General features: G+C 73.6%; 16 protein-coding genes. 4 read left to right on the top strand and 12 right to left on the bottom strand.

Annotation, left to right across the window (positions count from 1 at the left end):
- Positions 1-62: 62 nt before the first annotated feature.
- The 4 genes from AMK13_RS36815 to AMK13_RS36800 form a co-directional block, all read right to left on the bottom strand.
- Positions 63-665 (bottom strand): hypothetical protein, encoded by a 603-nt coding sequence (locus AMK13_RS36815; protein WP_074005922.1) that lies wholly within the window; start codon positions 663-665, stop codon positions 63-65.
- 181 nt (positions 666-846) lie between these two features.
- Positions 847-7,050 (bottom strand): DNRLRE domain-containing protein, encoded by a 6,204-nt coding sequence (locus tag AMK13_RS46190; RefSeq protein WP_074005921.1) that lies wholly within the window; start codon positions 7,048-7,050, stop codon positions 847-849.
- Positions 7,051-7,308: 258 nt separating this feature from the next.
- The gene (locus tag AMK13_RS36805) at positions 7,309-7,572 is read right to left on the bottom strand and encodes a hypothetical protein (protein WP_074005920.1); all 264 of its coding nucleotides are present in this window, start codon (positions 7,570-7,572) and stop codon (positions 7,309-7,311) included.
- Positions 7,573-7,578: 6 nt separating this feature from the next.
- Complete coding sequence (locus AMK13_RS36800) at positions 7,579-7,782, bottom strand: hypothetical protein (protein ID WP_074005919.1); 204 nt, start codon at positions 7,780-7,782, stop codon at positions 7,579-7,581.
- Between the two features lie 288 nt (positions 7,783-8,070).
- On the opposite strand from AMK13_RS36800, the gene AMK13_RS36795 reads away from it, so the two are divergent.
- Entirely contained in the window at positions 8,071-9,057 is a 987-nt protein-coding gene (locus tag AMK13_RS36795) for a LuxR C-terminal-related transcriptional regulator (RefSeq protein WP_074005918.1), read from the top strand.
- Here AMK13_RS36795 and AMK13_RS36790 read toward each other — a convergent pair.
- Positions 9,054-11,102, bottom strand: a complete 2,049-nt coding sequence (locus tag AMK13_RS36790; protein ID WP_074005917.1) for an AfsR/SARP family transcriptional regulator — start codon at positions 11,100-11,102, stop codon at positions 9,054-9,056. The genes AMK13_RS36795 and AMK13_RS36790 overlap by 4 nt on opposite strands.
- A 178-nt stretch (positions 11,103-11,280) precedes the next feature.
- Between AMK13_RS36790 and AMK13_RS36785 the strand changes: the two genes are divergently transcribed.
- Complete coding sequence (locus AMK13_RS36785; RefSeq protein ID WP_053112534.1) at positions 11,281-11,823, top strand: hypothetical protein; 543 nt, start codon at positions 11,281-11,283, stop codon at positions 11,821-11,823.
- Positions 11,824-11,969: 146 nt separating this feature from the next.
- Entirely contained in the window at positions 11,970-12,812 is an 843-nt protein-coding gene (locus AMK13_RS36780) for a hypothetical protein (RefSeq protein ID WP_074005916.1), read from the top strand.
- Positions 12,813-12,840: 28 nt separating this feature from the next.
- On the opposite strand, the gene AMK13_RS36775 is transcribed toward AMK13_RS36780, so the two are convergent.
- From AMK13_RS36775 to AMK13_RS36765, 3 genes are read right to left on the bottom strand one after another with little or no spacing between them, the layout of a single operon-like run.
- Positions 12,841-14,082, bottom strand: a complete 1,242-nt coding sequence (locus AMK13_RS36775; RefSeq protein ID WP_074005915.1) for an MFS transporter — start codon at positions 14,080-14,082, stop codon at positions 12,841-12,843.
- Between the two features lie 49 nt (positions 14,083-14,131).
- The gene (locus AMK13_RS36770; RefSeq protein ID WP_074005914.1) at positions 14,132-15,190 is read right to left on the bottom strand and encodes a HEAT repeat domain-containing protein; all 1,059 of its coding nucleotides are present in this window, start codon (positions 15,188-15,190) and stop codon (positions 14,132-14,134) included.
- Positions 15,191-15,193: 3 nt separating this feature from the next.
- Complete coding sequence (locus AMK13_RS36765) at positions 15,194-15,868, bottom strand: HEAT repeat domain-containing protein (protein WP_049656759.1); 675 nt, start codon at positions 15,866-15,868, stop codon at positions 15,194-15,196.
- Between the two features lie 298 nt (positions 15,869-16,166).
- On the opposite strand from AMK13_RS36765, the gene AMK13_RS36760 reads away from it, so the two are divergent.
- Complete coding sequence (locus tag AMK13_RS36760) at positions 16,167-16,598, top strand: DUF7144 family membrane protein (protein WP_049656746.1); 432 nt, start codon at positions 16,167-16,169, stop codon at positions 16,596-16,598.
- A 52-nt stretch (positions 16,599-16,650) separates the two neighbouring features.
- On the opposite strand, the gene AMK13_RS36755 is transcribed toward AMK13_RS36760, so the two are convergent.
- From AMK13_RS36755 to AMK13_RS36740, 4 genes are all read right to left on the bottom strand, one after another.
- The gene (locus AMK13_RS36755) at positions 16,651-18,054 is read right to left on the bottom strand and encodes a DJ-1/PfpI family protein (RefSeq protein WP_074005978.1); all 1,404 of its coding nucleotides are present in this window, start codon (positions 18,052-18,054) and stop codon (positions 16,651-16,653) included.
- Positions 18,055-18,199: 145 nt separating this feature from the next.
- A complete protein-coding gene (locus AMK13_RS36750) occupies positions 18,200-19,180 on the bottom strand; it encodes a GlxA family transcriptional regulator (protein WP_074005913.1) in 981 nt (326 codons plus the stop codon).
- Positions 19,181-19,300: 120 nt separating this feature from the next.
- Entirely contained in the window at positions 19,301-19,852 is a 552-nt protein-coding gene (locus tag AMK13_RS36745) for a YciI family protein (RefSeq protein WP_074005912.1), read from the bottom strand.
- A 163-nt stretch (positions 19,853-20,015) separates the two neighbouring features.
- The coding region (locus AMK13_RS36740) for a DUF7617 domain-containing protein (RefSeq protein ID WP_143204719.1) at positions 20,016-24,433 on the bottom strand (4,418 nt) is incomplete at its 5' end.

Below are 24,433 nucleotides of genomic sequence, written 5' to 3'. Positions count from 1 at the left end.
CCCGCCGAGCTCCCCCCGGCGGGCGGCGCAACCGGAGCGCCGGGCGGCGCGACCCGGGTGGCTCAGCCGAACATCACACCGGTCTCCCGGGCCAGGGTGTCCAGCCGGTACTGGGTGACGTGCTCGACGTTCGCCGGGTCGATCGTGCGCACGCCCTCGGCGGCGAGCCGCTCGTTGATCTCCTCCAGGTGCTCCCGGACGACCTGCTTCTCCGCCTCGGTGGTGCGGCCCTGGTGCGGCCGTCCGGCGTGCTCCAGGCCGGCGTGGTCGACCCGCTCCCGGCCGGCGGCGGGCGCCGCCCCGCGCACGGTGGTGGGCGCGGCCTCCCGCACGGGGGTGGGCGCCGTCTCGCGCGCGGCCGTCCGGGCGGCCGGGCGGGCGCCGCGCAGCACCTCGGCCATCGGCGCGGCCGAGGCCAGCCGGTCGAAGGTCGCCGCCTCCATCACCACCGTCTGCGGCTCCGCCCGGTCCGGGTGGTGCAGCTCGACGGTGACCAGGTCGAGCGCCAGCTCCCGCACGCCGCCCAACTCCCCGGCCAGCGCGTCGATCTCGACCGGACCGTCCGTCAGGTCGGGGTGCCGGAGCACCACCACCCGCACCAGGTCCGCGTCGCTCTCCGCGTGCTTGCCGGTCAGGTCCGAGAACTGGATGATCTTCTGGCCCATGTCTCCCTCTCCTGTGCCCCTGTGATCAGCCGAGAGCCTACGCCGGGATGATCATCGGCGCGCGCAAGCGGCCGGGCCCGGGGGAGCACCCCCGGGCCCGGCCTCACCTGTCGTGCATCCTGCCTTGCGTCAGTGGAGCGTCAGCGTGGTGCCGTCCCCCCTCTCGGGTGCCGTCCCCCTCTCAGTAGCGCGGGTCCACCCGGTAGGTCGGGTAGTCCGGCACGTACCAGTGGCTGGAGTGCCAGATGCCGAAGGTGAACCGGACCCCGTGGCTGCCCCGCTTGTTGGCGGCCTTGAGGAACTTCTTGCCGATGCTCTTCATCAGGTAGGACAGCGCCCACAGGACCCAGCCGGCGGCCCGGGCGGCGATGTGCGGGAGCTTCTTCAGGATCCCGGAGATGCCCTTGGAGATCTTGCTGGAGACGACCAGCAGACCGCCGATGGTGTTGCCCTCGGCCCGGCTGAAGTTGGCGACCCACTTCTTCTTCCAGGACATGCCCGTCAGGTCGTCCATGGTGATCGGGTCGACCGGGTAGCCGTAGGCGTTCGGCGAGCCCTCCAGGACCGGGTCGGTCTGCAGGAAGCGGCCGGTGGTCGGGTCGTACAGGCGCACGCCCATCAGGGTGAGGCCGGAGACGCTGTCGGCCTCGCGCTGCGCCCCGCCGAGCCAGCCGTACGCGGCCGAGCCGGTGGCGTCGACGACGTTGCCGTACTCGTCGTAGTGGTAGACCGCGAGGTCCTCGGTGCCGTCGGGGGACATCTGGACGGACACGTCGCCGTGCAGGTTGGTCAGCAGCAGGACCGCGCCGCCGTCGGTGCCGGTGGCGGCCGTGAGCCGGCCGGTCAGGTCCAGGACGTTGCGGGTCAGCTTGCCGGCCGCGTCCTTGGACCAGGTCGGGCTGTCGGTGCCGCCGTCGAAGTGCCTGGTGTCCTGCGCGGTGACGGTCCAGGTGCCGTCGGTGCCCTTGGTCTCCGTGGTGGAGAGCGCCAGGCGGCCGGCGGCGTCCAGGTCCCAGGTCTTGCGGGTGTCGCCGAGGGTCTCGGTGCGGACCAGGTCGTTGGTGCGGTAGCCGACCTGGGTGCCCTTGGGCAGGGCGGTGGTGCGGCCGAAGGCGTCGTACACGTAGCCGGCGTCGGTGAGGCGGTCGGCGGTGTCGTAGCCGTGGGTCTCGGCCTGGGTGACGGTGTCGGCGGTGGCCGGGTCGCAGTCGTCGGTGACGCTGGTGCGGTTGGTCCGGTTGCTGCTCCTGTCGAACGCGTAGGTCCGGGTGGAGCAGGCCAGGCCGGTGCTGTCGGCGGCCTTGGTGAGGCGGCCGGTGGCGTCGTAGGTGTAGCCGCTGGTGGTGCTGTTGCCGTCGCTCTGGGTACGGCCGGCCTGCTGTCCGTGGACGGTGAAGTCGGCGGTGTCGGCCAGCAGGACGGTGCCCGCCTGGTTGGTGTAGGTCTTGCCGGTCTGGACGCCCTGGCTGTCGTAGCTGCTGGTCAGGGTGTTGCCGCCGGGCATGGTCTGGGAGACCAGCCGGCCCTCGACGTCGTAGGAGGCGGTGAAGGTGCCGGCCACCGAGTCGGTCAGGGAGGTGGGCAGGCCGCGCGGGTCCTTGGCGGTGTCGTAGCCGTAGGTCACGGTGGACGGCACCGAGTCGGACTTCTTCACCGGGCGGTCGAGCTTGTCGTACTCGGTGGTGGTGACGTTGCCGGCGCCGTCGTCGTAGGAGACCTGGCGGCCGAGCCGGTCATAGCCCTGGGTGACGGTGGCCTTGCCGTTGCTGGTGGTGGCCAGCTCGCCGTTGGCGGGGTCGTAGCCGAACACCGTGTCGGCGACCGCGGTGCCGGTGCCGCCGCTGATCGAGGTCTTCACCGCGCGCCCGGCCGCGTCGTAGCCGCGGGTGGTGGTGCGGGTGACGCCGTTGGCGGTCTCGGTCTGGACCGTGACGTTGCCCCAGCGGTCGTACTGGAAGGTCTTCGTCGGCAGCTGCGGCGGGTTGGCGCCGCCGCCGGCGATCTGCGCGGCCGGGGCGATCGAGCAGACCAGGTCGGCCCACTCGGGGTGGCCGGCGCAGGCGCCGGTCCCGGTGCCGGTGTAGTACGTGGTGACGGTGGTGGCCGCGTCGGAGCCGGTGGAGTTCGGGCGGCTCTGCGAGGTCACCCGGCCGCTGGCGTCGTAGCCGGTGCTGGTGGTGATCTTCAGGCCGGCCGGGTCCTGGACGGCCGAGGTGGGCAGGCCCTGGGCCCAGTCGTAGCCGGTGGCGGTGGTGCGGGTGTCGGCGTCGGCGGCGTAGCCGTCGATCCGGGCGCCGACCGTCACCGAGGTGGTCATGTCGCTGACCGCGGCGTTCGCCGGGCGGCCCTCGTCGTAGCCGTTGACGGTGTGGGCGCGGGCCGGGACCTCGTCGCCGGCGGCGAGCGCCGGGGAGCTGCCGGAGGCGGCCACGCCGTGCTCCAGGGTGACCAGCTGCAGCGGGTCGTACTGCTCCAGCAGGCGCTTGCCGTCGGCCGAGTGGACCGAGGTCGAGGAGAGCACCTGGGCGCGGTCGGCCGTCGAGCGGCCGGCGATGCCGAGGGCGCGCAGCTTGTTCAGGTCGTTGCCGGTGGTGGCCAGGGCGAGGACGCGGTTCTCCGCGGAGAGGGTCCGCACCGGGCTGCCGTAGGCGTTGTACTCGGTGGTGGTGATGCCGCCGCCGGGGGTGGCGGTGTTGACCTCGCGGCCGGAGGCGTTGGTGTACGTCACCGAGGCGCGGTTGTAGCCGGCGGTGCCGAGCGCCTTGCCGTCGTGGGTGGCCGGGACGGCGTCGGGCGGCAGGACGGCGGTGGCGTCGGTCGGGGCGTCGCTCTGGCCCCAGGCCGCGACGTCGGACGGCGCCAGCGGGTACGGCGCGTTGGCGCCGCTCAGCGGGACGTCGTAGACGACCGAGGTGGTCGCGGTGCCGTCGGTGACGTCCTTGCTGCCCTGCTTGAGGGTGGGCCGGGAGGCGGCGAGCAGCATGCCGTCGCCGGCGGTGGCGGCGTTGCCGGCCTTGCCGTACTCCAGGGTCCACGGCAGCTCGCCGGGCTCGGTCACGGTGGTGACCCGGCCGGCCGCGTCGTAGCCGTACGCGGTCTTCAGCGCGGGGCTGATCCGCGGGTCCCAGACCTCGCGCAGCCGGCCCTGGGCGTCGTACGCGTACTGCGCGACGGCGACGGGGGTGGCGGTGGCGGCGCCGGGGTCGGTGGACCACAGGCGGATCTGCTTCACCTGGCCGGCCGTGTCGCCCAGGGCGGACGCGGTGGCGGTGGTGGTGTCGGCGTAGACGTACTCCAGCACCCGGCAGCCGGCCGTGGACGGCACGGCGGCGCAGTCGGCGGAGGCGGTCGCCGAGGACGGCGCGACCACGTACTTCGGGCGGGCCAGGGTCTTGCCGCCGGAGACGACCTTCTCCGAGACCACCGAGGTGGTGGAGTTGTCGCTGGGCAGCGAGGAGCCGGAGGCCTGCCAGGTGGTGGCGGCCGGGTCGACCTTGGCGAAGGTGACGGTGGTGCCGTCGGTGTCCTTCAGGGTGAAGGAGCCGGTGAGCGCACCGGTCAGGGTGAGGTTCTCGGCGCCGGGCTCGGGCTTCCAGCCGCCGGCGCCGGTGGCGGTGAAGCCGGTCTCGGAGCCGTCCGCGGAGACCACCGAGAGGGAGGTCGCCGAGGTCTGGCGGACGTAGGAGTAGGCGGCGTCGGTGAGTTCGGCGGTGGTGCCGGAGCTCCACTGCGGGCCGAAGATCGCCGCCTGGCCCTCCTGGGCCGAGCCGTTGGCGGGCCGGCGGGAGGAGAAGGAGCGCTCGGCGTGCAGGCCGAAGGCCTCGGCGTCGCTCTCGGAGAGGGTGAGGTCACCGGTGAGGGTGTTCACCTCGCCCGGGCCGACCTTGGTCTCCGGCGCGGTGCCCGCGTTGCGGTCCACCGTGACGGTGTTCGGCTCGGTGGCGTCGGTGGCGGTGCCGTCGGTGAACACCGCGCGGACGTCGACCGGGCCGTTCTCGGCCAGGGTGTCGGTGATGTTCCAGGTCAGCGCGGCCGGCTTGCCGCCGGGGGCGGTGAACGGCCAGGCCGTCACCGGCTTGCCGTCGGTGGTGGCGACGTTGGCGACCGGGACGTCCTTCCAGGCGTCCGTCTCACCGCGCCGGTACTGGTAGCGGACCCCGGTGTAGGTGCTGTTGCCCTCGGCCTGCAGCGAGGTGCGGCGGGCCGGGCGCTCGCCCGCGCCCGGCGCGACCAGGGCGGAGCCCTTGCCGGCGTAGAAGGCGTACGTCCTGTCGGCGGAGACGTTGCCCGCGGCGTCCCGGGTGTGCGCGGTGACGGTGTGGGAGCCCGCCTTGAAGGTGAGCTTGGCGCTGACCGGGGTGCCGATGGTGGCCGCGGTGACCCAGGCCCCGCCGTCCAGCCGGTACTGGATGTCCTTCACGTCGCTGGTCGGCGGGGTGAAGGTGAAGGTGCCGTTGTAGCTGCCGTTGGCGTCCGGGGTGCCCGCCCACTGGCCGGCCGGGAAGTCCCCGGAGGAGACGGTGGTCGCGCCCGGCGCGGTGGTGTCCACGGTGAAGGTGCGGAAGCCCGACCAGGCGCTGTTGGCGGTGCCGTCCCAGGAGCGCGAGCGCCACTTGTAGGCGCCCGGCGCCAGCTTGGTGCCCGGGGCCCAGGTGAACGTCGAGCCGGAGGCCGCCATGGCGGTGCGCCCGGACTGCAGCGCGGCCGTGCCGTTGGACGCCCAGACCTCGAAGTCCAGGGCGATGTTGCCGCCGTCGGGGTCGGTCGCCTTGGCGGACAGCGTCGGCGTGGCGTCGTTGGTCAGCGCGGCGTCGGCCGGGGAGACCAGCGTGGAGACACCCGGCGGGGTGTTGTACGTGACCGACAGGTACGGCGTGTTGGACGTCGCGTTGCCGGAGTTGAACTTCTTCCAGCCGTACGGGTCGGACTCGTCGGTGGCCCGGATGCCCAGGGTGTTGTTGGTGTTGCCGTTGGCGGCCCAGGCCTTGACCAGCGCGGTGATGTCCTGGTTCACCCAGCCGTCGTTGCAGGAGCTGGAGTAGCCCTTGGTCGCGGTGGACGTCGCCCACTTCTTGTTCCAGCCGGGCTGGGCCGTCCAGCGGGTGGCCGTGGTGGCCGTGCCGGTGTCCCAGACCTCCCAGCTCTTCGCGGTGCAGGACCAGCTGTGGAAGTTCCACAGGTTGAGCTTGCCGCCGGTGATCTGCTTCCCGCTGATCTTCGCCATCGGGAACTGCAGGAACGAACGCGCCACCTGGCCGGAGCCGTTGTTGCCCAGCTTCAGCTCGGTCTGCGAGGAGACGTCGGTGGCGTAGCCCTGCTGGACGAAGGTGTCGAAGCCGACGCCGATGTTGACCGCCGGGTCGACGGTCACCGGGTACTTCGTCTTCGGGTCGTTCAGGAACGCGGCGTCCGGGGTCAGCGTCAGGTCGATCGCGTTCCCGTTCTGGACGACCTTCAGCGCGACCGGAGCGGTGCGGGTGTGGTCGCCGCTGCGCTCGTCGACCTGCGCGTCCCACATCACCGGGGCGGGCAGCTGGCCCTTCTCCTCGCCGGTCTTCGGGTCGAGGAAGGAGACCGAGTCGTCCGGGTTCTGCCGGGCCTGGAGGCCGGCCGCGTCCAGGGTGAGCGTCACACTGCCGTTGGCGGCCACCGCCGAGCGGTCCTTGAGCTCCAGGAACTGCTCGAAGCCGGTCCGGGTGGACTCGATGACCAGGTCGGTGGCGGTGAGCGCGTCCGCGTACCGGGCCCTGGCGCCGTCCACGGTGGGAGCGGGCAGGGCGCCGCGCCAGGACAGCGACATCGCGGTGCCGTTGCCGTTGTCCAGCGAGACCAGCGGCGTGGCCGGGGCCTGGTGGGCGCCGGCCGGGGCACCGGCGGCCTTGAACGCCGACGCGGCGGCGGGCGGGGTGGCGCCGGCCAGCGAGAGGTTGAGCGGGTGCCCCTTGGCCTTGACGCTGCCGTCCGACTGCCGCGCCAGGTCGACGTCGATCGGCTGGAGCCTGCCGGCCTTGTCCTTGTAGCGGACCGGGCCGGAGGCGAGGTCCAGCGTGGTGGTGCCGTCCGGGTTGATCCAGCTGGTGGTCGACTCGGTGCGCTCGTCCACCACCTCGATCCGGCGGTTCTCCAACCGGGCCTTGAGGTGGGCGGTCGCGATGTCCTTGGCCTCCGCCGGGCCCAGGGCCTTGGCGGGCTTCGGGGACTGCTCCGTGGTGACGGCGACGGCCTGACCGGTCGTCATGATGACGGCGGCGGCCTCGACCGAGAGCACCACCGCCAGGGCGACGGCGGTGTGGCGCAGTACGCCGTTGCCGCGGCGCGCTGCGGAGGGGGGCGGCGAGCCGGCTTCGGCCCGCTGCCGCGGTGATCCGCCCGTGGGGCGTGACATGGAACTCCTCGACTGGTCCGTACGGGAAGGAAAGGTGGTCGGAAAACGGGGGGACGGCCGACGTGCTGATGGTGTGTCAGCCATGACGGGGTAAAGCGACAGCAAAGAACCGGCCAATCTCCCGGGCGGGAGGAACCGGTCGAAAGCTGCCTGGAAGGCCGGAAAGCGCCCGGGCGCGACGGCGGGTGGCCGACGCCCTCGGGTGCGGCGCGGGCCGCAGCGGGGCCCGGTGCGTTCCAGCACGTCCCGGCGCGTTCTTCAGCGGCGGCCGGACGGGAGCCGGACGGCCGCCGGCAGGGCCCTGGCCAGCAGGTTCCGCGCCCTCGACCGGGCTGCCGCCTCGTCGGCGGCGCGGACGTAGAGCACCAGGCCGACGCCCTCGGGCACGGCGCGGGCGCGTACGTGCTCCAGGCCGTCGTCCGGGGCGGCGCACGCCCACAGCGCGGCCTGGGCCTCCGCGGCCGCCGCCTCTCCCGAGGGGGCGGCGGCGCCGGCCGGCACGGTCAGCTGGACTGCGAACACCGCAGGTCAGGCCTGCACGACGGCGTCGTCGGCGGGCGGGGCGTCCCAGCCGATCGACCGGGCGGAGGGGTTGTCCCAGCCGATCCCGCCACCCGGGCCCTGGGTGGCGGACGGGGCGTCGGTGGCGGTCGTACCGGCGGCGAAGGCCGGCGCGGCGGAGCCGGCGAGGGCGAGGGTCAGGAGGACGGCGGCGAGTGGACGGACGGCCACGGCGGATTCCTGTTCTGTGCGGGAACTGCACTGGGGGATAACGCAGTTCTGGGTTTCCGGGAATTCGGGGAATGCGCGCACGGCGAATCCTCCCGTTCCGCGGGCCGCCACGGGAAGGGAATTCGGCGGGCAGGAACAGGACAGGCAGCATGCTGCACAACCGCGAAGGGCGGCCGGGGCCGGGGCCGTTGACCGGATCATGCCCTTGCGAGGGGTTCCGGCCGGGGGAAGGATCGGCCCGGGCCGACCGGGCATACGGAATCGTCCACGGGGATCAGGGGTCGAGAAGTGCTGGAACTGCTGGGGTTGGACGCCACCACGGAAGCCGTCTACCGAGGAATGCTCGCCGACCCGGAAGGCGGGGTCGCGGAACTCTGCGACCGGCTCGGCCTCCCCGAGGCCGCCGTGCGCGCGGCCCTCGACCGGCTCGCCGACCTCACCCTGCTGCGGACCTCCCGCGAGCGGCCCGGCACCCTGCGGCCGGTCAGCCCGGAGCGCGGACTGGAGATCCTGCTGCGCCGCCAGGAGGAGGAACTCGCCCGTCGGCAGCAGGAGTTGGCCGCCTCCAAGGCCGCCGTCGCGCGGGCCCTGGGGGAGTACGCCAAGGTGCGGACCGACACCCCGGTGGGCGACCACGAACGGCTGCTCGGCCTCGACGCCATCCAGGACAAGCTGGAGGTGCTGACCGCCCGGCTGACCACCGAGGTCCTGGCGGTGATGCCCGGCGGCGCCCAGTCCGCGGCCAGCCTGGCCGCCTCCCGTCCGCTCGACGAGGACGCCCTGCGACGCGGCGTCAGCCTGCGCACCGTCTACCAGGAGAGCATCCACGACGCCCCGGAGACCCTCGACTACGCCCGCTGGATGTCCGGCCTCGGCGGCGAGGTGCGCACCGCACCGGTGCTGCCGCCCCGGATGCTGGTCTTCGACCGCAGCACCGCCGTGCTGCCGATCGACCCGGAGAACACCCGGGCCGGCGCCCTGTGCACCCGGGAGCCGGGCATCGTCGCCTCCCTGGTCGCCCTGTTCGAACAGACCTGGGAGACCGCCGTCCCGATCACCGACGACCCCGACGGCGCGCCGCCGCTGACCCTGACCACCGGCGAGCGCGAACTCCTGCGCCTGCTGTCCACCGGCCTCACGGACGACGCGGCGGCCAAACGCCTCGGCGTCTCGGTACGCACCGTCCGCCGCCAGATGGCCGTCCTGATGGAACGCCTCGACGCGGCCAGCCGCTTCGAAGCCGGCCTCAAGACCGCCCGCCGCGGCTGGCTCTAGCCGCCCGGCGGGGGGTCGGCTGCTGCGGCGGCCGCGGCGGCCAGGCGGTCCACCTCGACCCACTCGTCGAGGTGGAGGCCGTACAGGCGGGCCGGGTGGTCGGCGGCGGGGTGGGTGGGGAGGAAGGCGGGGGAGTGGCCGCGGTGGAGGTACCAGGAGCCGAGGCGGACCAGGGCGGCGCGGCGTTCGGCGGCGCTGGTCTCCACGGAGCAGCGTTCGGCGGCGTAGAGGCGCAGGAGGTCGTTGAGCCGGTAGTGGTCGCGGTCCTCGGGGGTGAGCAGGTGGGCGGCGGCCAGCCGGTCGAGGACGGGCCGGACGGCGGCGGGCGGGGCGCCGGCCAGGGCGGCGGCCGCGTCGGCGCCGATGCCGACGGCCGGGACGAGGGCGAGCAGCCGGAGCAGGTCGCGGGCCTCGCCGGGCAGTGAGCGGTAGGAGAGGTCGAAGGCGGCGCGGACCGCCGAGGTGTCGTCGCCCTCGATCTGGAGGGCGCTCAACCGGTGCTCCGTGTCGAGGAGTTCGGCGGCGTGGTCGGTGAGGCTGCGGTCCGGGCTGGCGGCCAGGCGGCTGGCGGTGACGGCCAGGGCGAGGGGCAGTCGGCCGCAGGCGTCGGCGAGTTCGGCGGCGGCGCGCGGCTCGGCGCGGGTGCGGTGCTCGCCGACCATGCGGGCCAGCAGTTCGAGGGCCTGGTGGGCGGGCAGGACGTCGAGCACCAGCGGCCGGGCGCCGTTGCGGACGGTCAGTCCGTCGAGCCGGGTGCGGCTGGTGACCACCGTGCGGCAGCCCGGGGCGCCGGGCAGCAGCGGGCGGACCTGCTCGGCGTCGCGGGCGTTGTCGAGGATCACGAGCAGCCGCCGATCGGCCAACCGGGAGCGGTAGAGCGCGGCCGCCTCGTCCGCCGCCGCGGGGATCCGGTCGCCGGGCACGCCGAGGGCGCGCAGGAAGCGGGCCAGGACGGTGCGCGGGGCGAGCGGCGCGTCGACGGAGTAGCCGTGCAGGTCGGCGTAGAGCTGGCCGTCCGGGAAGCGGTCGCGGACCCGGTGGGCCCAGTCGACGGCGAGGGTGGTCTTGCCGACCCCGGCCGGTCCGGAGACGGCGCAGACCGCGCACGCGGCGGCGGCCGGCCCGGCCTCCTGGTCCGCCGGGTCGGTGAGCAGCGCGTCCAGGGCCCGCAGTTCGGTGTCGCGTCCGACGAAGGTGGCCAGGGCGGGCGGGAGTTGGGCGGGCGACGCCTGCACCTGCGCCTGCGCGGGTGGCGCCGGCGCGGGTGGTTCCTCGGCCCGGGCCGTGGCGGCGGGCACCGGTTCGGTGGCCAGCAGCTCCAGGTGCAGCGCCCGCAGCTCGGGCCCGGGGTCGAGCCCGAGCTCGTCGGCCAGCCGTTCCGCGAACCGGCGGTAGGCGGCGAGCCCCTCGGGGGTGCGTCCGGAGCCGTGCAGGGCGCGCATCAGCTGTCCGGTGAACCGTTCCCGCAGCGGGTGGTCGGCGACCAGCGCGGTGAGTTCGGGGACGGCCGTTCGGTGCCGGCCGAGTGCGAGTTCCAGGTCGAGGCACTCCTCCCAGGCGGTCAGCCGCAGTTCGTCCAGCGCGACGGCGCCCGGGGCGTCCGCGTCCACGGCGAGTCCGTCGAGGGCCGGTCCGCGCCACAGGGCGAGCGCGGAGCGGAGCCCGTCGACGGCCTCCGGGGCCCGCCCGGCGGCGGCCTCGGCACGGGCGACGGCGAGCCGGTCGGTGAAGTCGCGGGCGTCCAGGCGGTGGCCGGTGAGCGTGATGCGGTAGCCGCGGCCGTCGGTGAGCAGGGCGGGCGGCGCGTCCGGGTCGGCCTCGGCGAAGCGGCGCCGCAGTACCCCGGCGAGGTTGCGGACCTGGCGGGTGGCGGTGGCCGGCGGCCGCTCGTCCCAGACGGTGTCCACCAGGCGGGCGACCGGTACGGAGGAGTCCGCGTTGAGCAGCAGGGCGGCGAGCAGCCGCTCCTGCCGGGAGCCTTCGGAGGGGATGCGTCGGCCGTCGCCGGTCCACACCTCCAGCGAGCCGAGGATCCTGAACTCCAACGTCCCTCCCTGGGGCCCGCGGGGCCGGACCGGACCGGCCGCCGTGGAGGACGGGCGCGAGTCGTGACGAACTGATGATCAGATCATGCCAGTTGTGTGCGTTCGGTTGAGAAGTTTCTTGTGCACCGGCCGAAACGAGCCGGTCGCCCAGTGAGGACCCCGAACCCAGGAGCAGTCGATGAACCGTCTGAAGAAGGCCGTCGCCACCGCGACCGCCGTCGCCGCCGCCGCCCTGATCCCGCTCACCGCCGCCCCGGCCTCCGCCACCACCGGGCCGGCCACCCACCTCGGGATGACCTGGTCCGTCGTCTCCAACGGCCCCGACGGCACCGTCCAGGTCGGCGGCCCCGGCGGCAGCCCGAGCAACGCCTACAACGGTGACACCGCGCCGTCCGTCTCGCTGCCCGTGCTCTGCCTCAACGTCGACGGCAGCCCGGCCCCGTCCGGGATCAGCCTCGGCTTCTACAACGGCTGGGCGCAGGGCACCGTCGCCCTCAGCCAGCCGGTCAAGGGCTCCCGCCTGAACAGCCGGGCCGCGGCCGACAGCGTCTGCCAGGCCGGTTTCGGCGCCGGCTGGCGCGAGGCCGAGTTCCACGACGGCCACTACGGCACCGACCTGTCGCAGACCGGCGGCTGGACCTTCTGGGCCTACGGCAACATCCCCACCAACACCCGTTTCTGGACGGCCATCAACGACCAGCCGGCCAACCCCTGGAACTGACCGGACGCACACCGCCGGTGCGCCCGCCCTCCTGGCGGGCGCGCCGCGGTGGCCGGGTTCCGGGATTCGCCGACGGTTCGTCCGGGTACGCCGTACGCTCGGGGCGCAGGCGGTCGGCCGCCGCCCGGGACCCGGAGGAGGACGGCGTGAACACGGCTGCCGCACGGCAGGACACGGCTGCGGAACGCACCCCCCGGGGCGGGCCCCGGATCGACCCGCTGCTCGCCGACCGCGTCACCGAGGCGCTCCTCCTGGCCGGCCTGCCCGTCGGGTACGGCGGACACGGCCCCGGCGTCCAGCTGCGCCCGGCCCGGCCGTTCGACGACTCCGACGACTGCGCCGGCCTGATCGCCCTGCACTGGGAGCCCGGCCCCCGGCTGGCCGCCGCGGCGGCCATGGAGGAGTTCCAGCAGCCGGCCTCCGCCGCCGGTCGCGTCGTCACCAGCAGCATGCAGAACGCCCTGGCGGAGTTCCTGCCGGCCTTCGGCATCGAGGTCGAGGCCGGTCGGCTCGACGGGGAGACCAGGGTCGGCCGTACCAGCGGCCCCGCCCCGGCCACCGGACAGGACGCCGGCCGGGACACCGCCGCTCCGGCCGGGTCCCGCCCGCAGGACCTCGGCATCGGCGCGCACGTCGTCGACGCGGTGCGCCGCACCGCCGCACTGGCCGGACTGCCGGTCGCCGACCACCTGCACGCGCCCGGCATCACCCTCGCCCCGTGCCGGCCCGTCGACGACGGCGACGACACCACCGGCGTCGCCGACCTCCGCTGGAACCCCTCCCGCCGCCTGTCCGCGGCCGCCGACGGCGACACCCCCGCCGCCGAGCGGGCCGCACGGGCCCGCACCGCCGTCCAGGACGCGATGCGGCACGCTTTCGGCGCCGTCCTCGGCGCCTGCGGCCTCGACCTCCAGTGGTGCCGCCCGTCCGCGCTCCCGTACCAGCTGCGCGCCTACGGCGCCGCCGAGCAGCCGCCCGTGCGCCACTGACGCCCGGCCCGCGCGTCCGGGGCGTCGGCTACGGGGCCTCGGCTTCCTTCCGCAGCCCACGGACTGAGGGCCCATGCGGTTGCGGCCGCGGTCGCCAGGGCGTGCGGAGGCGGTGGGCCAGGGCGCTGGCCGCCACGCAGAGGGCCAGCGCGGTCCAGAGCAGCGGGGGGTTCTGCAGGCCCAGGCCGATGACCGCCGGTCCGACCGCGTAGGACACCGTCCAGGTCAGCTGGAACAGGGACATGTACGGTCCCTCGTCGCCCTTGGGTGCCATGGCGACCGCCGTCGCGGCCGCGGTGGGCTTCGAGGCCAGTTCGGCCAGCGCCAGCACCACCGCCACGAGGACGGCGAGCGGGCCCTGGAGGGCGTGCGGGGCGGTGGAGACCGTCGCGGTGAGGGCGATGGCGCCGGCCGCCGCGCCGATCGACAGGCCCAGGACCCGCGAGCGGCTCCAGCCGGACAGCAGCCGGCTGATCCGCATCTGCAGGGTGGTGGCGGTGGCGTAGCGCACGGCGACCACGACGGTCGGCCAGTAGGCGGCCTGGTGGAGGCCCTCCACCAGGTAGAGGGGGAAGGCGACGGTCGGGATCAGCCAGGCCGCCGAGAGCAGCGTCTGGGACGCGACCAGGGACAGGAACGGCCGGTCGCCGAGCGCCGCCCGGGTGTTCGACCTCGCCGCCCGGAGCCCGGGCCGCTCGGCGGCCGGCACGGTCACCCCCAGCAGGAGGGCGGCCGCGAGGAGGGAGCTCGCGCTGTTCAGGGCGAGCGCGACCTCCAGGCCGTGCCCGCCGGCGAGCGCCATCAGGGCGGTCGCCCCCAGGGTGCCGACGCCCAGCGAGGTGGTCTTGAGCACGGTGACCGCGGAGAACCACTCGGTGAGCTCCTCCGGCTTCGCGAACCGCGCGACCAGGGTGGGCCAGGCGGCGCCGTAGAGGCGGTCGGAGGCCGTCACGAGGAAGGTGGCGGCCGCCACGGTGACCAGGTTCCCGGCCGCGAAGAACAGCCCGTACCCGAGCGCGGTCAGGACGTTGCTGACGACCAGGCAGGACTTGGGCCCCACCGCCTGGACGGCCCGTCCGCAGAGCGGCACGACGGCGAAGGACGCGAGCGACCCGACCGTCACGGCGGTGCCCGCGGCGGCCGCCGGGAAGTGCCGGACGGTGACGAAGAACAGCAGCGACAGCGGCAGGAAGACACCGGAGCCGAACGTGTCGATCGCCACCGAGAGGAACAGCTGCCGCTGCCGACGGAACCGCCCGGCCCCTGTCATGCCACCCCCACCTCGAACCCGCCCCCGGCTACCGCGTGACCATCGCGGACTACCGCGTGTCGCGCAGCTTGAGAATGTATGTCGCGGTCAGCGCGACCGCACGGTCCTCGTCCCGCGCGAGCGCTTCGAGGGCGCGGGACGCCGTACCGCCCGGGACGTCCGCGAGCGCCTGGGTCAGCCGCCGGCGCGCGTCCGGGCCGACGGCCTCCTGGGCGAGGCGGTCGACCAGCCCGGCGGCGATCCGGTCCGCCAGCGCGGGGCCGCTCGCCGGCGTGGCGCCGTCCGCCGGAGCGGGATCGTCCACCGAAGCGGAGCCGTTCGCCAGCGCGCCCAGCGCGTCCGCCGCGTCGGCGTCGTTCGTCGCCCCGACGATCATGTCGATGAGCGTCGGGACCGCGTCGGCCACGCCGCGGGCCCCGAGCGCCAGGGCCGCGTACCTGCGGACCACGGCGTCCGGGTGCCCGAGGGCGTCCCGCAGCAGCGCGGTCGCCGTCCCGTCCGGCAGCTCGGCGAGGGACCGGACGGCCCGTTCGCGCACCTCGGCCGCGGACGAGTCCAGCCCCTCCGCGAGCAGGGCCGTCCCGTCCCCGCCCGACTGCGCCAGCGCCCACCGGAGCGCCCCGGCGACGATCGGGTCCGACTCGCCCAGCACGGCCTCGACCAGCGCCTCCACCGGCACCGCCGCGTCCTCGCCCGCGGACAGCGCGGCGCGCTGCCGCGCCCCCGGGCTCTTCGACTCCAGGGCCTGGAGCAGCGCGACGACCCGGAGGACCTCCTCCCACCCGGCGGGCTCCGCGGCGTCGATCCGCCGCAGCCGGGTGAGCAGCTCCGTCTCCGCCGCGATGCGCTCGCGGGTCCGGCAGATGAGGTCCTCGACGAGCTCCGCGGGCGCGAAGCCGGGATCGTCCAGGGCCCGACCGACGTCGCGCAGCGAGAGGCCCAGCGACCGCAGGCTCTCGATGTGGAAGATCCGCCGGATGTCCTCGTCCGCGTACCGGCGGTAACCGGAGCCGGTGCGCCCCGTCGGACGCACCAGCCCGAGCGACTCGTAGTGCCTGAGCATGCGGGCGCTGACCCCCGACCGCCGGGCCACGTCGCCGATCAACACTGCCTACCGTCCCTCCTGGCGGCCCTCGCCGAAGACCGCCGTGCGCTTCGCCTCCTCGACGGCGAGCTCGAACCCGGCGTCCGGGTCGTGCCACAGCCGTTCGGTGGCGAGCGCGTGCGCGCGCACCCCGGGGTCGGGGTCCGTCGTCGCGGCGCCCAGCGTCGGCAGCACCGCCTCCCCGAGCGCGACCAGCGCCCGGCTGAGGCTCAGCCGCGTCTCACGTCCGCCGCGCCCGAGCTGAGCCGCCAACACTACGGCCAGCGCGGGCACCCCGTCCTCGGGTACGAGCACGACCGCGGCCCGCCAGGCGCTGCGGGCCACCTCCTCGTCGGCGTCGGCCAGCAGCGCCGGAGTGATCGCCGGCCACGCCCGCCGGTCCCCGATCTTGGACAGCGTGTGCAGGGCCTGGCTCCGGGCCTGCGCCCGCTCCGCGCGGACCTCGCCGAGCAGCAGCGGCACGGTCACCGCCGCCTCGTGGCGGGTGAGCGCCCAGGTGAGCATCTCGCGCACGGAGAACTCGGGCTCGACCGCGCACCGCCCGACGAGCGGGCGGACGAACCCCGCGTCCGGGTTCGTGCCGACGGCCAGCGCCGCCCGCAGGCGCACCGACGGGTCGTCGTGCTCCAGCCCGCGGAGCGCCGCCCGCATCGTGTCCCTGTCCTCTTCCGGCCTGGTCATCAGGACCACCTCCTGGGCCTCAGTGAAGGGCTTGTCACGGTGTCAAGGTCAAGCGGATTCCGTGCGCGGTGCCCGCGACGGTCCGGGCGAGGGCGGGGCGGCGGCCGGGGCGGCGGTCGGGGCGGGCCGGTCGTCCGACGGCGGGATGGAGGGTCCGGTCTTACGGTGAATGTGGGGCTCTGCCGGTGCGGGTGCCCCGCTCCGGGTCGTCCGGAGCCCCTCCACCCGGCTGCTCGTCCCTCCGTCCCCGTCCCCGTCCCCCGTCCGCGAGGCGACCGCGATCGAAGGAGACCGTGTCATGGCCAGCAGTACGTCCGGAGTCGGCCCCACCGCCCGGGGCCGCGAGCAGTACCCCTACGCGTCAGGGTGGACCATCTTCGCCGGGGTCATGCTGATCACCGCCGGCCTCATGGCGATCTTCCAGGGCAGCGCCGCCATCACCCACGACAGCCTGCTCGTCGTCACCCGCAGCTACGTGTACGCGATGAACACCGAGGGCTGGGGATGGATCCACCTCATCCTCGGCGTCTTCGTCGTCGTGGCGGGTGTCGCGGTCTTCAGCGGCGCCGCCTGGGCCCGCATCGTCGGTCTGGTCGTGGCAGGGCTGGGGATGATCGCCAACTTCCTCTGGCTGCCCTACTACCCCCTGTGGGCCATCGTCCTGATCGCGATCGACGCCCTCGTCATCTGGGCCCTGTGCGTCGGAACGATCAAGACGGACCCGATCTGACGGACGGCACGGCCACCGCTCCACGGGCCGTCGTGGCCCCGGCGGGTCCCCCTCAGCGGCCCGGTGCGGCGCGGCGCCGCCGTCGAACCGTGTGCCGGACCGCCGTCGGTGCCAGCCCCACCCCCACGCTCACGGCGACCGCCGCCGCGGCCAGCAGAGTGGACCGCCAGGGCCAGGACGCGCCGGTCAGCTCCAGATGGGCCGAGGGGTACTCGGAGAACTTCGCGGTGGTCAGTGCCGTACGGCGGTCGCCGTGCTCGGCGAGGTCCCGCAGGACCGGATCGAAGCCGAACTCCCCGGACCGCCGTCCTCCGCCGGGCAGTTCGGCGGCGAGCCCGTTGCGCAGGGCCCAGTCGCCCAGCGCACCGTCGAGGCCGGAGGCGTCCCTGACACCGGGCACCACGAAGCGGTCCGCCCCGTGGGCGCCTCCCGTCGCGGGCCGGGTGACGAGGACCAGGCCGTGGCGGGTGGTGACGGTGTCCCTGGCGCCGATCACCAGCGTCCGGGTGGCGAAGGAGACCCCGCCGTACCCCTCGAAGGCGGCGGCCGCGTCGATCTCCTCGACGCCGTCGACCAGGCCGATGGCCGTGGTGGGGCGCAGCCACGGGAACGCGGCGTTGAGGGCGTACGGGAGGTCGCCGAGGGCGAGGTGGTTGGCCGGTATCGCGGTCGGCCCGTCCGGAGTCCAGCCGGGGTAGGCCAGGCCGGTGCCGATACGGGTCGACTCCGCCTCACCGGCCAGTTCCTCGACCAGCCGCAGCGCGCCCACGGTGCCGGAGGTGACGCCCGCGGTGGTGGTCACCCGCCCGTCCTCGACGTAGCGCCGCCCGCGCTGCCAGTCGACCTTCGGGTAACCGCGCTCCAGGGAGCCGATGTTGGACCAGAACGACGTGGCCTCGCGGCCGTCGAGCAGACCGGAGGCGGCCAGCAGCTCGGAGCCCGCGCACACCCCGAGGATCCGGGCGCCCTTGCGGTGGCGTTCGACGATCCACTGGCGCAGGCGCTCCTCGCCGGCGCCGGCGGGGTCGGTCACGGCGGGCACGACTACCACGTCGGGTTCCGGCAGAGTGCCGTCCGCCACCTCGGCCAGCGTGTGGTCGGGCAGCAGATGGGCGCCGCCGGACAGCGGGGAGACACGGCGTTCGGCGGCCACCGTGTAGACGAACATCGTCGGTGACTCGGCGAACACCTGGTAGGGCGCGAGGACGTCGGTGGCCACGGACCCCTCGTTGCTGACCGCGACCGCCACGGTGATCCTGCCCTCCGGCACCGGCCGGGCGGTCGGCCACTCCCGGGCATCGGATCCGCGGGGCGCGGCGGCGAAGCTGTCCGCCATCGACGCGCTCACCCCCGCGAAGGCGATCCCCGCGAAGGACGCGGCCGCCAGACCCGTGCCCAGCAGCACCCGGCCGGTACGGCGCAGCGCTCGGTGCCCCCTACGGGGCCCGGAAATCATCGCGAACAAGACATACCTTGACAATCCGGGCACGTTCCGGCAGCACGGTGCCGTCGGCCCTCGTGGAAACGGGAAAGGGGGAAATCGGAGGAGGTCGGGGTGAACCGGTCGCAGAAGAGGCTCTACGCCGAGGAGGCCGGGCCCGTCAGGCGGTCGGCCGCAGTGGCGCCCGCAGCAGCGAGGGCGGGGCCCCGAAGGCGTCGGCGACCACCCGGCGCAGCTGCCGGGCGTCACGGAACCCGCACCGGAGCGCGACCGCCTCCACCGTCAGGTCGGTACCGGACAGCAGGGCGCGGGCCCGCTCCAGCCGCAGTTGCCGCTGGTAGGCGAACGGGGTGAGGCCAGCGGCCGCGGTGAAGGCCCGCGTCAGACCGCGAGGGGACAGCCCGGCGATGCCGGCGAGTTCACGCAGGGTGAAGGCGGCGTCCAGGTGCTGCGCCAGATGGTCCTGCACCCGGTGCACCGCGGGCTGGACGTGGTCGCGGTGCCGCAGGAACGGACTGATCTGTGCCGCGTCCCCGTCCCGTCGCAGGTACAGCACCAGCTCACGCGCGACCCGCCCGGCCAGCTCCGGGCCGCGCTCCCGCTCGACCAGGGACAACGCGAGATCGATCCCCGACGAGATGCCCGCACTGGTGCTGATCCGCCCGTCGTGCACGTAGAGCGCGGCCTCACGCACCCGGGCCCGCGGGTACCGGTCGCGCATCGCCGAGGTGAGCGACCAGTGGGTCGTGCACGCCCTGCCGTCCAGCAGCCCCGCCTCCCCCAGGACGACCGCACCGCTGCACACGGACGCCACCCGGGCACCCGCGTCGTACGCCTCACGCACCCAGCGCACGACGGCGGGTGCCACCAGCCGGTCGGATCCGGTCAGCCGGGGGCCCGGCACGAGCACCAGGTCACCGGCTGCCGCCCGGCTCGTGGCCAGCGGCGCCAGCCCCGCCAGCCGCAGGCCCTGGGCGGACCGCAGAGCGTCCGCCTCGGCGACGTACTCCAGCCGGTAACCGCCGCCGAGCTGCGCCGCGGCGTCGAACACCTGCACAGGACCGCCGAGGTCCAGCAGATTCACCTCGGGCAGCACCAGGACCAGCACCCGCCCGGTACACCCGTCCGTCTCCTCGCTCACCCCGCCACGGTAGGCCGCGAGGAACCGCCCGCACGAGGTCTCCCAGGGGCGGACGGCGGACGGATCTGGCACTGGACGCGGTGGACGCAGGCCCGGCGCACCGGCCTCAGCACCGGCCGGTCAGGATGGCCGCCCGCCGAACTGCCAGTCGTGCACCTCGACGTCGGCGTACCGCTCCCGGGTCAGGACGGCGCCCGCCACATCCCGGTCCGGCGCCCGGAGCAACGCGGCCGTGCCCAGCCAGGCGGTGCCGTCGTCGGACAGCAGCGGACCGTAGGCGATCAGCCCGTCCCGGTCGGCCGGCACGGCGAGGTCGACGGCCGGCCCCGAGCCGAGGCCGAGCACCAGGTACCGGTTGCCGCCGGTCCGGCCGCCGGGGAAGTCCCACATGGTGCGCCCCAGCGTGTTGCTCCACCGCCGCAGCAGCACGTCCCGGTAGACGCCCGCCTGGTAACCCGGCTCGGCGAAGGCGAACGCCCGGGCCGCGGCGGCATCGGGCAGGTCGATGATGTGCACGCTGCCGGTGGGGGCGTCGCGGTCCTCGGTGAGGGTCGGGCCCCGGGCGATCAACTCCTCCGCGTACCCGTCCATGTAGGACCAGTGCTGTTCCAGCAGTTCGCGGCGTAACGTCCCGGAGCCGGGCCGGTCGCGGTGGTAGCAGAAGAACTCCATGCCCGTAGGGTCCCCTGAAGGAGGCGGCCAGGTCCAGGGCCCGCGTCGACGGCGGATTCCGACCGCATGCCTCCGTGACGGCCGCACAAGGGCGGTGGCCCGGGAGGACTTCCTCCCGGGCCACCGCCCTCGGCCCGTCAGGACCGGTCCGGCCTTGTCGGGCTCACTCGCTCACCCCGCCCGCCCGGCGCCTGCGCGCCCGGACCAGGAGGGCCAGCACCGAACCGAGACCGGCCAGCGCCGCACCGGTCGCGGCGTAGGGCCGGACCGACGAGCCGGTGTCCGGCAGCGGCCCACCCTCGTGGTGCTGCTGGTGCCCGCCCTGCGGGTGTCCACCCTGCGGGTGCTCGCCGGGACCGGTGCTGCCGTGCTCCGGCCCCTGGCCGTTGCCGTTCCCGTTGCCGTGGCCACTGCCGTTCCCATGGCCGGGCTTGTGCTCGTGGCACCCCTCCTTCTCGCACGGCGGCGTGCACCGGGCGAGCGCGGAGGACGGCGGAGTGGTCACCGGCTCGGTCCCGGGCGGCGAGTTCGGCGGCACGTAGGAGGCCGTGACCGTGTTGACGGTGTCCTCACTGATCAGGCTGGAGCAGTAGAACTTCTTCGTCTGCCCCGCGGCCAGATCGAACGTCCCGGCCGCCACCGTGCAGGACACCTCCTGGCGGTCGTTCAGCGTGATCCCGGTCAGGTCCACCGTGCCGGTGTTGGTCACCGTGATCTGCCAGAACGCCTGGCACTTGTCCGGCGCACACGGCTCCTCGGACGCCCCACCCTTGTGCAGCGTCACCTCCTTGCCCCACGGCCCGGCGCCGCCCTCACCGCAGTCGCCGGACTTGTCCGACTGGCAGACCTCCTTGTCGACGCTCAGTGACGGAACGTTAGTGCCGCTCACATCCACGCGCGCCTCGGACGGCGGTGTGGTGATCGGGGTGCCGCCGGGGCCGGGGAAGGACGCCGTCACCGTGTTCGTCGTCGACTGGGTGACGCCTGGCAGGTTGCAGAAGACCTGCTTGGACGCGCCTGCCGCGAGGTCGAATGTCCCCGCAGTTGTCACGCAGGCCGGTGTGACGGAGTCGTTCAGCGTGATGCCGGTCAGGTTCACCGTGCCGTTGTTGGTGACGGTGATCCGCCAGTAGGCGGTGCCGTTCGGCGGGATGGTGGTGGTCTTGGCCCAGGGGCCGGGTCCGCCGTCACCGCAGTCGGCGGCGTTGGCGGAGGTGCAGACCTCCTTGTTGATGGCCAGGGACGGGACGTCGGCACTGGCTTCGGACGGGGGCGTGGTGATCGGGGTGCCACCAGGGCCGGGGAAGGAGGCGGTGACAGTGTTGGTCGTCAACTTGGTGACGCCCGGCAGGTTGCAGAAGACCTGCTTGGACGCACCTGCCGCCAGATCGAATGTCCCCGCAGCCGTCACGCAGGCCGGCGTCACAGAGTCGTTCAGCGTGATGCCGGTCAGGTTGACCGTGCCGTTGTTGGTGACGGTGATGCGCCAGTAGGCGGTGCCGTTTGGCGCGACGGTGGTGGTCTTGGCCCAGGGGCCGGGGCCGCCGTCACCGCAGTCGGCGGCGTTGGCGGAGGTGCAGACCTCCTTGTTGATGGCCAGGGACGGGACGTCGGCACTGGCTTCGGACGGGGGCGTGGTGATCGGGGTGCCACCAGGGCCGGGGAAGGACGCTGTCACCGTGTTCGTCGTCAACTTGGTGACGCCCGGCAGGTTGCAGAACACCTGCTTGGACGCACCTGCCGCCAGGTCGAACGATCCGGCAGCCGTGACACAAGCCGGCGTCACGGAGTCGGCGAGGGTGATGTCAGCGATGTTGACGGGGCCGTTGTTGGTCACCGTGATGCGCCAGTAAGCGGTGCCGTTCGGGGCGACGGTGGTGGTCTTCGCCCAGGGGCCGGAGCCGCCTTGGCCGCAGTCAGCCGGGTTGGTGCTGGTGCAGACCTCCTTGTTGATCGTCAGCGACGGAACGTCAACGCTCGCCTCGGAGGGCGGTGTAGTGATGGGTGTTCCACCAGGACCGGGGAAGGACGCCGTCACCGTGTTCGTCGTCGATTGGGAGACGCTCGTCAGGTTGCAGAACACCTGATGGGACGCGCCCGCCGCCAGGTCGAAGGTGCCAGCAGCTGTGACACACGACGGCGTGACCGTGTCGGTGAGGGTGATGCCGGTCAGGTTCACCGTGCCGTTGTTGGTGACGGTGATCCGCCAGTAGGCGGTGCCGTTCGGCGCGACAGTGGTCGTCTTGGCCCACGGTCCCGCGCCGCCGTCACCGCAGTCGGCGGCGTTGGTCGAGGTGCAGACCTCCTTGTTGATGACCAGGGACGGAACGTCGACGCTCGCCTCGGAGGGCGGAGTGGTGATGGGTGTTCCACCAGGACCGGGGAAGGACGCCGTCACCGTGTTCGTCGTTGACTGGGAGACGCTCGTCAGGTTGCAGAACACCTGATGGGACGCGCCCGCCGCCAGGTCGAAGGTGCCAGCAGCTGTGACGCACGACGGTGTGACCGTGTCGGTGAGGGTGATGCCGGTCAGGTTCACCGTGCCGTTGTTGGTGACGGTGATCCGCCAGTAGGCGGTGCCGTTCGGGGCGACGGTGGTGGTCTTGGCCCACGGTCCCGCGCCGCCCTCACCGCAGTCGGCGGCGTTGGTCGAGGTGCAGACCTCCTTGTTGATCGTCAGCGACGGAACGTCGACGCTCGCTTCGGAGGGCGGTGTGGTGATCGGGGTGCCACCGGGCCCTGGGAAGGAGGCCGTCACCGTGTTCGTCGCCAGCTTGGTGATGTCTGGCAGGTTGCAGAACACCTGATGGGACGCGCCTGCGGCGAGGTCAAAGGAGCCGGCGGCCGTCACGCACGACGGTGTGACGGCGTCGGTGAGGGTGATGCCGGTCAGGTTGACCGTGCCGTTGTTGGTCACCGTGATCCGCCAGTACGCCGTCCCATTCGGCGCCAGGGTGGTGGTCTTCGCCCAGGGGCCGGGTCCGCCGTCACCGCAGTCGGCGGCGTTTGCGGAGGTGCAGACCTCCTTGTTGATGACCAGGGACGGAACGTCGGCACTGGCCTCGGACGGGGGTGTGGTGATGGGTGTTCCGCCGGGGCCGGGGAAGGAGGCGGTGACGGTGTTGGTCGTCAGCTTGGTGATGTCTGGCAGGTTGCAGAAGATCTGCTGTGACGCGCCTGCGGCGAGGTCGAAGGTGCCGGCGGCCGTGACGCACGAGGGTGTGACGGAGTCGGTGAGGGTGATGCCGGTCAGGTTGACCGTGCCGTTGTTGGTGACGGTGATCCGCCAGTACGCCGTCCCATTCGGCGCCAGGGTGGTGGTCTTGGCCCACGGTCCCGCGCCGCCCTCGCCGCAGTCAGCGGCGTTCGCGGAGGTGCAGACCTCCTTGTTGATGACCAGGGACGGAACGTCGGCACTGGCCTCGGATGGGGGTGTGGTGATGGGTGTTCCGCCGGGGCCGGGGAAGGAGGCCGTGACGGTGTTGGTGGTGGATTGCGTGACGCCGGTCAGGTTGCAGAACACCTGATGGGAGGCGCCCGCCGCCAGGTCGAAGGTGCCGGCGGCTGTGACGCACGACGGCGTGATGGCATCGGCGAGGGTGATGCCGGTGATGTTGACGGGCCCGTTGTTGGTGACGGTGATCCGCCAGTACGCGGTGCCGTTCGGGGCGATGGTGGTGGTCTTGGCCCACGGTCCCGCGCCGCCCTCGCCGCAGTCGGCGGCGTTCGCGGAGGTGCAGACCTCCTTGTTGATGGCCAGGGAGGGGACGTCGACGCTCGCCTCGGACGGGGGCGTGGTGATGGGTGTTCCGCCAGGGCCGGGGAAGGACGCCGTGACCGTGTTCGTCGTTGACTGCGTGATGCCCGGCAGGTTGCAGAACACCTGATGGGAGGCCCCTGCCGCCAGGTCGAACGTGCCAGCAGCTGTGACGCACGACGGCGTGACCGTGTCGGTGAGGGTGATGCCGGTGATGTTGACGGGGCCGTTGTTGGTCACCGTGATGCGCCAGTAGGCGGTGCCGTTCGGGGCGACGGTGGTGGTCTTGGCCCACGGGCCCGCGCCGCCCTCACCGCAGTCGGCGGCGTTTGCGGAGGTGCAGACCTCCTTGTTGATGGTTAGCGACGGGACGTCGACGCTCGCTTCGGAGGGCGGTGTGGTGATGGGTGTTCCGCCGGGCCCCGGGAAGGAGGCCGTGACGGTGTTGGTGGTGGATTGCGTGATGCCCGGCAGGTTGCAGAACACCTGATGGGAGGCCCCTGCCGCCAGGTCGAACGTGCCAGCAGCTGTGACGCACGACGGCGTGACCGTGTCGGTGAGGGTGATGCCGGTGATGTTGACGGGGCCGTTGTTGGTCACCGTGATGCGCCAGTAGGCGGTGCCGTTCGGGGCGACGGTGGTGGTCTTGGCCCACGGGCCCGCGCCGCCCTCACCGCAGTCGGCGGCGTTTGCGGAGGTGCAGACCTCCTTGTTGATGGTTAGCGACGGGACGTCGACGCTCGCTTCGGAGGGCGGTGTGGTGATGGGTGTTCCGCCAGGACCGGGGAAGGAAGCGGTGACGGTGTTGGTGGTGGATTGGGTGA

Source organism: Streptomyces sp. CB02056 (assembly GCF_001905545.1).
GTDB lineage: Bacteria > Actinomycetota > Actinomycetes > Streptomycetales > Streptomycetaceae > Kitasatospora.
This window is presented reverse-complemented; position numbering and strand designations above follow the sequence as displayed.